We start from the raw sequence: 13,980 nt of genomic DNA on the forward strand, positions 1-13,980 counted from the left end.
GAAGCAGGGGGTAACACGCGTTTATTCGTTGGGCAAGGCCGCCCCTTCATCCAACGCGGCAACAAGCTCGGCAAATACCTCCGGTTCCTTTCCCCGGTCGGGCGAGCCCTTGAGGCAACTGGTGAACCACTTCTGGAAAAGACTGCGCCGCGCCGCGGGAAAAGCCCGCACCCGGCTCTCCTGCTCGCCGCTTTCGATCGGCGCCTTGTCCCGGCGCCCGTGGGCGCGGTCGAGGATGCCTGCATGGCGGATCAGCATCGAATCCAGCAGCACCCACGGGAAATTCGGATTCTGCGGCGGTCCGGCTTCCAGCGCCTGGCCATCGCTTTGGACCTTGCCGAGGCTCACGCCCTTGAAACGCAGTTCCGGCAGCGCACCGCCTTTGAAAAAGGCCGCCGCCCCGCCGACCACCGCACCGATCGCCGCGCCGACGAAGAAACTGTGCCCGCCCACGCCGAAATCGATGACCGCCCCGGCAGCCCCGCCGGTCGCCACCCCGGCTGCCGTGAGCTGGCCACGGCTGAGCCCCCACTTCCGCCACGTCTCGGCCACCGCGAGATTGAGACCGGAGTGTCCCGCGGGATCGATCTCGGGCTTGAGCAGGTGATGCCGGTAGGCCTTGAGCAGGCGCTTCAGGCAATCGTTCTCAAGATCGGCCAGCTTCTTGAAATAGCGGGCTTCCAGGTCGGCCCGTTTCTTTTCCATCCGCGCCGGAATGCCGCGGTCGCGGGTTTCCAGCGGCTCGCTGACGCGGAGGGTCAGCGCCTTTTCGAAGAAATCCAGCATCGCCTCGGCGGCCTCCTCGAGGCGGTCTGACATCTCGTTCTCCATCGCGGAGATCACCTTCTTGATGTGCTCCCGGTGGTGCTCCTCGATTTGGAGCAGGGCCTCCAGCAAACGGCGTCGCTCATCGTAGCGCGCCTCGTGCGCATCGAAGGTGCGGACCAGATTGAAGGCCGTGCCAAGGCGCTCGCGCCATTCCCTCTCCTGCTCCGGTGCCGGCTCGCCCTGGGGATTCAGCAGCGCGAGCCGTGGTCGGCCGGTCCAGCGCAGGATCTCGATCTCTGCGAGAAACGAATCCCGCAACGGCTTGCCGGGATCCACCACATAGATGACTCCCGCCCCCTCGGTAAGCGGCTCTAACAGCCGGACCTCATCCGGAAAACGCTCGCGGCATTCCTTCACGAAGCGGGCGATCTCGGCCGGGCCGGGAACCCCACCGGCGGCGAGACGCTGGATCTCCTTCATCGCCTCGATCGGCTGCTGGAAGCCGGGCGTATCGAGGAAACGCATCAGCTCCTCATCATCGTAACGCACCGGCAGCGGCAACACCTCCGTGGTCTCGCCGGGCGTCGCGCTAATGCGCAGCAGCTCATCGTCATCGATCTCCAGCAAGGTCGCCAGAGTGGCGGTCTTGCCGGCATTGACGCGTCCGACCACGGCAAAGGCCGGGATGTCAGCGCTCAGCCAGGTGCCCATGTGCGGTCCTCCTCATACAGACTCAGTTCCACGTCGAGACCCTTCTGGCCGTCGAAAAAGGCTTCCCATGCGGCGCGCTCCTCCGCCTTCGGCGGGTGCGGACGGCCTTCGCGATCGAAGTCCGCCACCACGATCGCGGTCCGCCTGCCTTCCGCGGCGGCGGCCACTCGCTTGAGCGTTTCCTCCACCTGGCGCGGCGCGAGCGACCAGCCTTCGGCAAGCAGGACGATGCCCGCTGGCGCTTTCCCCAGGGCATCGCGCGCAGCCGCTTCACGGCCGGCATCGAGCACCGCCAGGGTTTCCCAAGCGACGGGATTCAGCCGCAGGTGGCGCAGGAAAAAGGGCCGCAGGGCATCGTGATTCGGCGAGATCCCGCCGAGATCCAGCACCAGCGCACCATCGGCCGGGCCCTCGGGCTCCTCGCCGCGCTTCACACCGGTGAGCGCGCGCCACAGGCGGCGATGGCGCGGCGATTGGAAGGCGGGCTTGCGAGCGCTGCGCCACGATTGGACGTGAGCCGTGAGCTCCAGCAGGAACCGCGGTGCCACACCCCACACCAGCAGCGCGAGCATGAGGAAACCCATCCAGCTCGCTCCCCCGCCATCCCAATGCGCACCACGGCGGCTGGTCGCGATCTCCGGCACCATCCGGGGAAGAAATCCGTGCCACGGCATCGACAGGAAATTCACCACGCCCTCCAGCGTCCGCTCCATCGCTCGCTCGGTGGTCGTTTCCCAGTAGAAGCCGACGCGCCGGAAGAAGAACAACACCGTCAGCCCGACGATAGCCCCGAGGTGGAAATTCATCGCGGCCGACTGCGCCCGCGCGGCGATCTTCCATCCAAAGGACTTCGCCAGCTCCGGACTGGCCTCGATCACCGCGAGCACCTTGTTCCCGTCGTTCTTGGCAAAGCGCGCCGTAAGCTTCTTCAGAAGTGGCCCGAGCAGACCGCCCCACTTCGGACGCAGCAGCCACAATGTCAGCCCCACCACCAAGGTGAGCCACGGGACCAGCAACGTGAAGACCAGGAAAACCAGGACATCGATGCCTTCGCGCTCGCGATCATAGCAGCCCCACGCCGCGCCGAAGCCGGCCAGAAACGTAAAGCCGCCCGCGAGCGCCCCGGCCCACGCGATCCCCTTCACCCACGAGCGGCCGATCTGCGGGGCGTCGACGGCTTCCTTCCAAGCCTTCATCACCACCGGCCGCGCACCTTCCGCATGGAGGCCATCCGGACGCGACTCACCGTCCCAAGCCGCCAGGGCGACTTCGAAGTCGATCAGTTCTTCCCACTTCCAACGCCCGCTCGGACCGCGCATCTGCCGTCACTTTCTCCAACAAGAGCCTCCGGCCAAGGGCAAATCCACGTCACGGCACGATCAAGGCGAATGGCCAATAAGAATCGTCACCTATGAACTTGACCTCACCACAATGGGTAGGTGTGCTGTCTGACAGATTGCGGCATGCTGCCGCGTCCTTTCCCGGTCAACCCATGAGGAAATCCTTGCTCCTACTTTGTCTCAGCCTGCCGTTGCACGCTGAGGATCGCCTGATCACCTACGAAAACCGGCCGATGGGCTCGGTGGAAAAGCCGCTGCTCCTGCGCAGCTACTTGCCCGACCCCGACATCGACGACGCGGTCTTCTCGCAGCACGACGTGGGACACACCGTCTCGAAGTACAATCCCGAGAAGGGCTCCGACGTGAAGGGCGAAGTGGTCCCCATGGCGGGCATTGCCGCGGGCATCGGCGTGAATTTCGGCCCGGCCCTGTCCTATGTCTTCGATACCACCGAGTGCCGCCTGATGTACACGTGGCAGGGTGGCTTCGTCGACATGACCCCCTACTGGGGCGACAAGGCGAAGGGCTCTCGCGTCTCCTTCGGCTACGTGCCGCAGTTGGTCGGCACGTTGTTCTGGAAGACCAGCGGCAAAGATCCCATCGAGCTGAACGGCAAATCCCTCAGCGATCTCGGCACCCGCGTCTACACCGGCTACCAACTCGTCAAAGGAGTGCCGACCTATGCGTTCAAGGCGGGCGAAACTCCCTTCACCCTCACCGTGAGTCCCTCCACGACGCCGCTGGCCTGCACGGTCACGGTGACCACTCCGGGTGACGGCACGCTCTCGTGGAAAGGCATCAATGGAGCCACCGGCAAGGGCAAGATGACCCTCACGCTGGCTGGCAGCGACATCGGCAAGTTCGAGGGATACAAGCCCGTCAACAACATCGCCAAGGCCACCGCTGAAGTGGGCGAAAAGCTCTTCCTCCAGTATGGCTGCTCGGCATGCCACAGCGTCGATGGCTCGAAAAACCACGGTCCCTCTGTCGGCCTGCTCTTCGGCCATGAAGTCGAGATCGAGGGCCTCGATAAGCCGATCCTCGCCGACCACGAGTACATCCTCGAGTCGATCAAAACTCCGAATGCCAAGGTCGTGAAAGGCTATCCGCCCAACTACATGCCGCCCTTCGGCCTGCCAGACGTCGAATACGATTCCCTGGTCCTCTACATCGAATCCCTGGCCAAACCCGAGTGAACCGCACACCCATGAAAACCATCTTCTTCAATCTCGGCGTCCTTGGCGCCCTCGCGGTTCAGCCTCTCCACGCCGCCGCGAAATTTGCCGACTGCTACAAGGTCGAATCCATCAACCTGCCCTCCGGCGTGCCGCCTGAAGTCGGCGGCATCGACTTCGCCGAAGACGGCACCATCTTCGTGGCCCTGCGCCGCGGTGACGTGCTGAAGGCGACACCGACCAGCGATCCGAAAGCGTTCGACTGGAAGCTCTTCGCGACCGGCTTCGACAATGGCTGCGGCATCGATGTGGTCAGCCCCACGAAGATCCGCGTCACCCAGATGGCCGAGATGACCGAGGCCGAGGACACCGATGGCGACGGCTCCGCCGACAAATACATGCGCTTCGCTGCCGGCTGGGGCCTGAGCGGCAACTACCACGAGACCAATACCCTCTGCAAAGATGGAAAGGGCGGCTACTACATCTCCGTCGGCACCGCATCCTTCTCCGGTCCCACCTTCGAGCACACGCTCGGCACCTTCTCCGATGCCGGCCGCCGCGGCCGCAACTACTCCGCGGTGAAGTGGAAAGGCTGGATCCTCCACAGCGATGCCAAGGGCAACGTGACTCCATTCGCCTGCGGCTTCCGCATGGCCAATGGCGTCTATCAGGACCCGCAGGGCGAGCTGTGGGCTGGCGACAACCAGGGCGACTGGAAAGCCACCACGCCGCTGTATCATGTCGAGAAGGGCAACTTCTACGGCCACCCTAGTAGTTTGGTGTGGGATCCGAATTTCAAGAAGAGCAAGGATCCCCTCGCCTACTACCACGACCATCTCGACGAGTACAACAAGGACCGCACCTACGCGGCCGTCGAGATCCCGAACATGGAGATCAACCGCTCCGCCGGCGAGCCGATGGAATTCCCGAAGGGCACGCCTTTCGCCGGCCAGCTTCTCCTGCCGGATAACAACGGCGAGCGCCTCACCCGCGTGATGGTCGAGAAGGTCGACGGCACCTGGCAAGGTGCGTGCACGAACTTCATCGATGGCCGCGGCCTGCACTCCGGCAATCACCGCGCGCGTTTCACCAAGGACGGCAAGCAGCTCTACATCGGCCAGACCGTCCGCGGTTGGGGCGCTCCGGCGGAAGGCCTGCAGCGCGTCAGCTTTCTCGGACCGGTGCCGTTCGACATCGATCGCGTGACCGCCACCAAGGACGGCTTCAAGGTGAGCTTCACCCAGCCGATCCCCGACAAGCTCAAGGAAGACAAGGCGTGGGAAGTTTCCTCCTGCACCTACCAGTCGAAGTGGACCTACGGCAGCGACCCGGAAAACAAGAAGGATCACTCCGTGAAGATCGCCTCCAGCGACGCGAAATCGGTGACCCTCAAGGTTGACGGCCTGGAAGTGCACCGCGTCTTCAAGATCAGCTTCCCGAAGTGCGACTCCCCTGACGGTTCACCGCTGCAGAACAACCTCGCGTTCTACACGGTGAACAAGGTGCCGAAGTAATCCTCGGCTTAGGGCCGGGTCACCGGCAAGCGCATGAAGCGTTTCACTCTGGCCGGGTCGGCGATGGCAGCATCGCAGACCCGGCCGGTTTCGTTTTCGGGGGGGCAGGATTCCGAAATTTCGCCCTCAGGCATACATCAACGCATCCTGATACGACGATTTGACTCTTGCGAAAGCCCGGCCCCGCCCTAATTTCGCGGCATGCCGCGTCCTGACCCCACTGCCGAGCTCCAGAAGGCTCTCCGCCAGCGCATTCTCGTCCTCGACGGGGCGATGGGCACCACCATCCGCACCTACGGGCTGGCGGAAAAGGACGCCCGCGGCAGCCGCTTCGCCGACTCGAAAAAGGACCTGCTGAACAACGGCGACATCCTCTCGATCACTCGCCCGGACGTCATCGGCGACATCCACAAGCGCTTCTACGAGGCCGGCTCGGATATCTGCGAAACGAACACCTTCTCCGCGACCTCCATCGCGCAGAGCGAGTTCTTCGTCGATGACCCGCGCGAGCACGGCGGCATCAAGGACCCCGAGTTCTTCCAGAAGATCATGGACGATCCGATGCTCCGCGAACTCGCGTGGGAGCTGAATGTCCAGTCATCGCTCCTCTGCCGCAAGTGGGCGGACAACATCGGCAGCGACACCGGCATCAAGCGCTACGTCGCCGGAGCCATCGGGCCGCTTACGGTTTCCCTGAGCACCTCGCCGGACGCGAACGACGCGGGCTTCCGCACCGTGACCTTCGATCAGGTGAAGGAAGACTACACCCGCCAGGTCCGCGCCCTGATCGAAGGCGGCTGCGACATCCTGATGGTGGAAACGATCTTCGACGCCCTGAACGCGAAAGCCGCCCTCGTCGCGATCCAGGAAGTCTTCGATGCCGATGGCCTGAAGCTCCCCATCATCGTCAGCGCCGCCGTCGGCCGTGGCGGCGAAACCATGATCTCCGCCCAGAAGGTCGAAGCCATGTGGAATGCCGTCGCCCACGTCAATCCACTCGCCGTCGGCCTGAACTGCTCGCTCGGCCCCGACCTGATGAAGCCGCACTTGGAAGAACTGGCAAAGGTCTCCGCGAGCCACATCTCCTGTTACCCGAACGCCGGCCTGCCTAACCCGCTCGCACCGACCGGCTTCGACCTTGAGCCGCCGCACATGAATGCCTACATGAAGGAGTTCGCCTTAGACGGCCTCCTGAACCTCGCCGGTGGCTGCTGCGGCAACACTCCCGAACACGTCGCCGCCATCGCCGAAGGCGTGAAGGGCATCGCCCCGCGCGAAGTGCCCGTGGTAGAGGATTGAACGAACCGCGGAGACGCAGAGATCGCGGAGGTAAACGCTGAGATTTTTGACCGAGATGGCGACCAAAGAGGATCTGAACCGACTTTCAGGAGTCATCATTGATGCGGCCATCGAGGTTCACCGTGAAATGGGTCCGGGATTGCTTGAACGAGTCTACGAGGCCTCTTTAGCGAAAGAACTCTTGTCGCGAGGAATTTCATCAATCCAACAGCTTCCCCAGCCGGTCATCTACAAGGGCGAAGCATTGGAAGATGAAGGCTATCGAATCGATCTCTTGGTTGAAAACTCGGTCATCGTCGAGCTGAAGACGGTGGCACAGCTTCTCCCCATCCACGAATGCCAGCTACTCACCTACCTCCGGCTCTCAGGTAAGCACCTCGGCCTCCTGATCAATTTTCACGTCCCGCTGCTGAAAGACGGGATCAAACGCCTCGTCCACCAGTTCCCTTTCGAGTAATACATACCTCCGCGATCTCCTCTGCGACCTCTGCGCCTCCGCGGTTCGTTCCATTCACCAGCCATGTCCACCCTGCCCCGAGTCCTCCGCCTGTCCGGCTCCGAAGCGTACAACCACACGCCGGACAAAAACTTCCTCATGATCGGCGAACGTACTAACGTCGCCGGTTCGCCGAAGTTCGCCAAGCTGGTGCGCGAAGGAAAACTCGACGACGCGCTTGAGATCGCCCGCCAACAGGTCGAGAGCGGTGCCAACGTCATCGACATTTGCTTCGACGACGGCCTCATCGACGGCAAGGCGATGATGGCGCGCTTCCTCCAGCTCGTTCAAAGCGAGCCCGCCATCTCGAAGGTGCCGATCATGGTCGACTCCTCGAAGTGGGAGATCATCGAGGAAGGCCTGAAATACCTCCAGGGCAAGGGCATCGTGAACTCCATCTCGCTGAAGGAAGGCGAGGAGCGATTCATCCAGCAGGCCAAGCACATCCTCCGCTACGGCGCGGCGACCGTCGTCATGGCCTTCGACGAAAACGGCCAGGCCGCGACCTACGACGAGAAGATCCGCATCTGCGAACGCGCCTACCGCGTGCTCGTGGACAAGGTCGGCTTCCCGCCCGAGGACATCATCTTCGACCCGAACATCCTGACCGTCGCCACCGGCATCGAGGAGCACAACAACTACGCTCTCGATTTCATCAACGCCACGCGCTGGATCAAACAGAACCTGCCCCACGCCAGCATCTCGGGCGGCGTCTCTAACATCTCCTTCTCCTTCCGCGGCAACAACGTGGTGCGCGAGGCCATGCACTCGGCCTTCCTCTACCACGCGACCAAGGCCGGCATGGACATGGGCATCGTCAACGCCGGCATGCTCGAAGTCTACGACGAGATCCCGAAAGAGATGCTCGAACACGTGGAAGACGTGCTGCTCAACCGCCGTCCCGACGCCACCGAGCGCATGCTGGAGTTCGCCGAACGCTTCAAGGGACAGGGCGGCAAGAAGATCGAGGAAGACCTTTCGTGGCGCGAAGCCACCGTCGAGAAGCGCCTCGAATACGCACTGCTCAAGGGCATCGACAAGTTCATCGACGAGGACACCGAGGAAGCGCGCCAGAAATACGGTCGCCCGCTCAAGGTGATCGAAGGCCCGCTCATGGATGGTATGGGCGTCGTCGGCGACCTCTTCGGCGCGGGCAAGATGTTCCTGCCGCAGGTCGTGAAAAGCGCCCGCGTCATGAAGAAGTCCGTCGCCTGGCTCACGCCTTTCATGGAGGAGGAGAAGGCTGAGTTTCTCGCCGGCGACATCGCCGAGATCATGGCGAACGATCCTTCCCTGAGCCACGACGAAGCAGTCCTCCTGGCCGGTCGCCGCCGCTCGGCCGGACGTTTCCTCATCGCCACTGTGAAGGGCGACGTCCACGACATCGGCAAGAACATCGTCGGCGTGGTGCTCGCGTGCAATGGCTTCGAAGTGACCGACATGGGCGTGATGGTCCCGTGCGACAAGATTCTCGCGAAGGCCAAGGAGATCGGCGCGGATGTCATCGGCCTTTCCGGACTCATCACCCCTTCCCTCGACGAGATGATTCACGTCGCGAAGGAAATGGAAAAAGGCGGCTTCAAGGTGCCACTGTTGATCGGCGGAGCCACCACCTCATCCACCCACACCGCAGTAAAGATCGCCCAGCATTACTCGGGCCCCGTCGTCCACGTCCTCGATGCCTCTCGCTCGGTGCCGGTGACCACGTCACTGCTTTCACCCGACCAGAAGGAAAGCTTCGTCGCCGAGAACAACGAGCGTCACCGCAAGGCTCGCGAAGCCTTCACCGGCGGACTGAAGAAAGAGACCGTCGGCATCGTCGAGGCCCGCGCAATGGCACGCCACACCGATTGGTCCGGCTACACGCCCCCGGTGCCGGAATTCACCGGCACACGCGCAATCCCCAATCAATCGCTGCGCGAACTGGTCGACTACATCGACTGGACGCCATTCTTCCACGCTTGGGAACTCCGCGGCGTATGGGACCGCGAGGCAGGCGTGCTCAAAACCCGCAACGAAGAAGGCGCCAAAGAAGCCGCCAAGCTTCACATCGAAGCGCTGGAACTCCTCGAGCGGGTCATTGCAGAAAAGCGATTCACCGCCCGCGGCGTGTATGGATTCTTCCCGGCGAACTCCGATGGCGACGACATCATCGTCTGGAAAGACGATCATCGCACCACCGAGCGCACCCGCTTCCACACCCTGCGCCAGCAGATCAAGAAGGAATCCGGCAAGCCGAACGAAGCACTGTCCGACTACGTCGCCCCGCAAGGCGCCGGCAAGGACTTCATCGGCGGCTTCGTCGTCGGCATCCACGGTGCCGACGAATGGGCCGCAGAACTGGAAGCCGCGCACGATCCCTACAATGCGATCATGGCCAAGGCGCTCGCCGACCGCTTGGCAGAAGCCTTCGCGGAACTCCTCCACCACCGCGCCCGCGTCGCGTGGGGCTATGAGCGCCCGAACGAATTCGGCGCGAACGAGCTCATCAAGGAACTCTACCGCGGCATCCGCCCGGCCCCCGGTTATCCAGCCCAGCCGGACCACACCGAGAAGCCGATCCTCTTCGATCTACTACAGGCATCGGAGCCAACCGGCGTCACGCTCACCGAGAGCTGTGCCATGCATCCCGGCGCGGCGGTCAGCGGCCTCTACTTCAGCCATCCAGAGAGCCACTACTTCGCCATTTCCGAGATCCAAAAAGATCAGCTCGAAGACTACGCCCACCGCAAAGGCATGACCGTCGAGGAAGCCGAAAAGTGGCTCGGCCCTTGGCTGGGCTACGCCTGATGGCGGGAGCAGGCGGAATGGCAGATTGAAAGGACCGCGGCTCTCTGATAGAGAGCCCGCGGTTTCCTCACCTTTCAACGTCGCCCCTTCCTTTCGAAATGAAAGCATCGCTTCCCCTCCTTCCGTTCGTCCTCTTCTCCAGCGCCTGGGCCATTGAATCCCCGCCGGGCTACTACAACGACGGGGTAAACATATTCCCAGCGCCCGCCGGGACCTACGTCTCCACGGCGAATTCCACGGCCACCACTCCTTGCCCCGTCGGCTACTACACTCCGGTCGCAGGCATGAGCGCCCCGATCCCCGCGAGCCCCGGCTACTTCGTCTCCGTCTCCGGCTCGGCCTCGCAGACTCCTGCTCCGGCCGGTAGCTATTCCAGCGGCACTGCTTCCACTTCTGCCACACCTTGCAGCCCCGGCTACTACACCCCGTTCGCAGGCATGAGTTCTCCCATCGCCGCGAGCCCCGGCTACTACGTGTCAGATACCTCGGCCACCAAGCAGTTGGCGGTTCCGGCAGGTAGCACGTCATCATCCGATGGAGCTTCTTCCTACACCCCGGCGATCATCGGAACCTATGCCCCGGTGGAAGGAATGCGATCCTCAATCCCGGCCTCACCCGGCTACTTCGTTTCGACCGTGGGATCCTCATCTCAGACCCCGGCCCCGGCAGGAAGATTCGTAAGCACGTCTGGAGCGAGCTCTTCCACGCCCTGCAACCCCGGCTCCTACACGCCTTCGATTGGCATGCAGGCATCCATCCTCGCCAGCCCCGGCTACTGCGTCCCTTCACCCAGTTCTTCCTCACAGACTCCTGCCCTGCCAGGATCGATCTCCTCGTCACCCGGCTTGGCCACCGCCTCCACCGTGCCGGCCGGCAGCTATGCCCCGGTCGGCGGCATGCAGGCCGCCATCCCCGCATCTCCGGGCTACTACGTGTCTTCCTCCGGTTCTTCTTCGCAAACTCCTGCGCCCGCTGGCAGCTTCGTGGCGACCGCCGGGTCCGCGACCCATACACCGGCATCGATAGGTCACTACGTGCCACTGCCCGGCATGAGCGGCCAACTGGAAGCACCTCTCGGTCACTACGTGAGCGTCACTGGAGCCACCTCGTTCGAACGGGCAAATCCCGGGTTCTACGTGCCATCCACCGGCTCTGCATCTCAATTCCCAGCCATGCCCGGCACCTATGTGCCCCTGTCAGGAGCATCACAAGCCATTCCCGCCCCCATCGGCACCTACGTGCCGCAGAGCGCGTCCTCCTTCGCCATCCCCGCGCCTGCCGGCTACACGACCTATGTCGCCGGCTCGACCTTCTTCCAAGCGATCCCCGACATCCAACTCACCGCCTACACCCTCAATCCCGGCGGCAGCAGCAGCTTCTCCTTCACCACCGCCAGCGGCCAAACCTACGGCATCTTCATGAGCGACAATCTCAATGACTGGATTGAGATCGAAAGCGTGCCCGGCACAGGCAGCGTGGTCACGAAATCCATCGCCGCGCCAGGACCGGGATCACTGAAGCGCTTCTTCCGCATCGTGGCGACACCGACGCCTTGAGCGTTCTACACGCCGAACTTCATTTCCTAACCGCCGCTGCAAAAGCGACGGCTAGGAAAGCCAGAGACGCATTTCCGAGCAGTTTCGCCCCACCAATCCGGAGATCCGCCGAGATAAACGCCTCCTTGTAGGAGTCCAACGCTTCAACGTGCCTGTTCTTTGTAGCATCCGCCTCGAGGGAGGATGCGGTCTCCGGCAATTGCTCAACCGCAAGCTCTGCCCTTCCCAGCGAAACTCCCGCTCGTCCCAGTGAGTGAAGACGACCATTGGAATCGCTCGAGTTGATGTTCGAGGCCACCATGCAGACAACTGCAAATATTCCGGCAACGATTGCCACGACTCTTCTCATCGCCAGCAGCGTCACGGGATCCGCGTTGGCAGGCAAGGCGGATCCCTTACGGGTCAAGCCACCTGCCGGTCCACATTGACGCGCAGGTGCTCCACGATGAAGTCCTGCCGGTCCGGCGTGTTCTTGCCCATGTAGAAGGCGAGCAGTTCCTTGGTCCCCTTGCCTTCCTCAAACTCGACGTGATCGAGCCGCATGTCCGCGCCGATCATGAACTTGAACTCATCCGGCGAGATTTCGCCGAGGCCCTTGAAGCGGGTGATCTCGGCATTCTTGCCCAGCTTGGCGAGAGCCTTCACCCGCGCCTCCTCGTCGTAGCAATAGATCGTCTCTTTCTTGTTACGCACACGGAACAGCGGCGTCTGAAGGATGTGAAGGTGTCCCTCGCGAATGATCTCCGGGAAGAACTGTAGGAAGAACGTCAGCAGCAGCAGACGGATGTGCATGCCATCCACGTCGGCATCGGTCGCGATGACGACCTTGTTATAGCGTAGCTCCGCGATGCCATCCTCGATGCCGAGCGCCGCTTGGAGCAGGGCGAACTCCTCGTTCTCGTAAACGATCTTCTTGGCGAGGCCGAAGGTATTGAGCGGCTTGCCTCGCAAGGAGAACACGGCCTGCGTTTCCACATCGCGGCTCTTCGTGATCGAACCGGAAGCGGAGTCGCCCTCGGTGATGAAAAGCGTGCTATCGAGTCGCTGCTTGTGCTTCGAGTCCAGATGCGCACGGCAATCGCGCAGCTTCTTGTTATGAACCTTCGCCTGACGGGCGCGCTCGCGGGCAATCTTCTGGATGCCCTTCAGATCCTTGCGCTCGCGCTCGGCGGCCATGATGCGCTTCTGGATCGCCTCGGCCACCTTCGGATGCTTGTGCAGGTGGTTGTCCAGGTGCTGCTTGAGGAAGTTGCCGACGAAGGTCCGGATCGACTCGCCGTTCGGAGTCATCGCGGCAGATCCCAGCTTGGTCTTGGTCTGCGATTCGAACACCGGCTCCTCCACACGCACCACGATCGCCGCTTCGATACCGGCACGGATGTCCGCCGGATCATACTGCTTCTTGTAGAAGGTGCGGATGGCATTCACGAAGCCCTCTCGGAAAGCCTGCAAGTGCGTGCCTCCCTGAGTGGTGTTCTGGCCGTTGACGAAAGTATAGTATTCCTCGCCGCTTTCGACCGTGTGGGTAAAGGCGACCTCGATATCCTTGCCCTTGAGGTGGATCGGCTCATAGAGCGCCTCGCTGTCCATTTCCTCACGGAGCAGGTCGAGCAGGCCGTCCTTCGATTTGAACTTCTTGCCGTTGAAGATCAGCGTCAGCCCTGGATTCAGATAGCTGTAGTAGCGACACATCTTCTCAACGAAGGCGTCCTTGAACTTCGACTTCGCCGGGAAAATCGAGCGGTCGATGTCAAACGCGAGCCGCGTGCCGGAGGGCGCCTCCTCACTGCGCGGATACTTCATGTCCACGGTCACCTGTCCCTTCGAGAACTCGATCGCCTTGGTCTGCCCTTCGCGCCACGCCTGGATCTCGAAGAAACCGGACAGCGCATTCACCGCCTTGATACCGACACCGTTGAGGCCCACGGATTTCTTGAACGCCTCGCTGTCGTACTTCGCACCCGTATTGATCTGGGCAGCGCAGTCGAAAAGCTTCCCGAGCGGGATGCCACGGCCGAAGTCGCGGACCTCCACACGGCCTTCCTCATCGATGTCGATGCGGATCTCCTTGCCGTGCCCCATGATGTGCTCGTCGATCGAGTTATCGATGACCTCCTTGAGCAGGATGTAGATCCCATCGTCGGCCGAAGAGCCGTCACCGAGCTTGCCGATGTACATCCCCGGCCGCAGCCGGATGTGTTCGCGCCAATCGAGGGATTTGATGCTGTCTTCGGTATATTCGGCGGCCATGGCGATCTTTCGGGAATCCTGAAGACCCGCCGCCCAGCTGGCAAGCGCGAGCTCCCCATCAAGGCAATCCATCCTTTTTCA

10 protein-coding genes are annotated in these 13,980 nt (G+C 62.4%); 6 read left to right on the top strand and 4 right to left on the bottom strand.

Annotation, left to right across the window (positions count from 1 at the left end; translation table 11 throughout):
- Positions 1–21: 21 nt before the first annotated feature.
- Both WKV53_RS25350 and WKV53_RS25355 read right to left on the bottom strand, forming a co-directional pair.
- Complete coding sequence (locus WKV53_RS25350) at positions 22–1,479, bottom strand: GTPase/DUF3482 domain-containing protein (RefSeq protein WP_341407634.1); 1,458 nt, start codon at positions 1,477–1,479, stop codon at positions 22–24.
- Positions 1,464–2,798 (bottom strand): DUF2868 domain-containing protein, encoded by a 1,335-nt coding sequence (locus WKV53_RS25355; protein WP_341407635.1) that lies wholly within the window; start codon positions 2,796–2,798, stop codon positions 1,464–1,466. Before WKV53_RS25355 ends, WKV53_RS25350 begins: the two co-directional genes overlap by 16 nt.
- 173 nt (positions 2,799–2,971) lie before the next feature.
- On the opposite strand from WKV53_RS25355, the gene WKV53_RS25360 reads away from it, so the two are divergent.
- The 6 genes from WKV53_RS25360 (at position 2,972) to WKV53_RS25385 (ending at position 11,649) form a co-directional block, all read left to right on the top strand.
- Complete coding sequence (locus WKV53_RS25360; protein ID WP_341407636.1) at positions 2,972–4,015, top strand: c-type cytochrome; 1,044 nt, start codon at positions 2,972–2,974, stop codon at positions 4,013–4,015.
- 11 nt (positions 4,016–4,026) lie between these two features.
- On the top strand, positions 4,027–5,508 hold the full coding sequence (locus tag WKV53_RS25365) for a hypothetical protein (protein WP_341407637.1): 1,482 nt from the start codon (positions 4,027–4,029) through the stop codon (positions 5,506–5,508).
- A gap of 201 nt (positions 5,509–5,709) precedes the next feature.
- Positions 5,710–6,807: a homocysteine S-methyltransferase family protein gene (locus WKV53_RS25370; protein WP_341407638.1), complete on the top strand. Its 1,098-nt coding sequence runs from the start codon at positions 5,710–5,712 to the stop codon at positions 6,805–6,807.
- Between the two features lie 55 nt (positions 6,808–6,862).
- On the top strand, positions 6,863–7,264 hold the full coding sequence (locus tag WKV53_RS25375; protein ID WP_341407639.1) for a GxxExxY protein: 402 nt from the start codon (positions 6,863–6,865) through the stop codon (positions 7,262–7,264).
- A 63-nt stretch (positions 7,265–7,327) separates the two neighbouring features.
- The gene (gene metH, locus WKV53_RS25380) at positions 7,328–10,093 is read left to right on the top strand and encodes a methionine synthase (RefSeq protein ID WP_341407640.1); all 2,766 of its coding nucleotides are present in this window, start codon (positions 7,328–7,330) and stop codon (positions 10,091–10,093) included.
- A 98-nt stretch (positions 10,094–10,191) separates the two neighbouring features.
- Positions 10,192–11,649 carry a hypothetical protein gene (locus WKV53_RS25385; protein WP_341407641.1) on the top strand — a complete coding sequence of 486 codons (1,458 nt, stop codon included), beginning with the start codon at positions 10,192–10,194 and terminating at the stop codon, positions 11,647–11,649.
- Positions 11,650–11,668: 19 nt separating this feature from the next.
- Here the strand turns inward: WKV53_RS25385 and WKV53_RS25390 are convergent, their stop codons facing one another.
- Positions 11,669–12,034 carry a hypothetical protein gene (locus WKV53_RS25390; RefSeq protein ID WP_341407642.1) on the bottom strand — a complete coding sequence of 122 codons (366 nt, stop codon included), beginning with the start codon at positions 12,032–12,034 and terminating at the stop codon, positions 11,669–11,671.
- A 17-nt stretch (positions 12,035–12,051) separates the two neighbouring features.
- Positions 12,052–13,899 carry a DNA topoisomerase IV subunit B gene (locus WKV53_RS25395; protein WP_341407643.1) on the bottom strand — a complete coding sequence of 616 codons (1,848 nt, stop codon included), beginning with the start codon at positions 13,897–13,899 and terminating at the stop codon, positions 12,052–12,054.
- Positions 13,900–13,980 lie beyond the last annotated feature (81 nt).

Origin of the sequence: Luteolibacter sp. Y139 (assembly GCF_038066715.1) — a bacterium.
Lineage (GTDB): Bacteria > Verrucomicrobiota > Verrucomicrobiia > Verrucomicrobiales > Akkermansiaceae > Haloferula > Haloferula soli.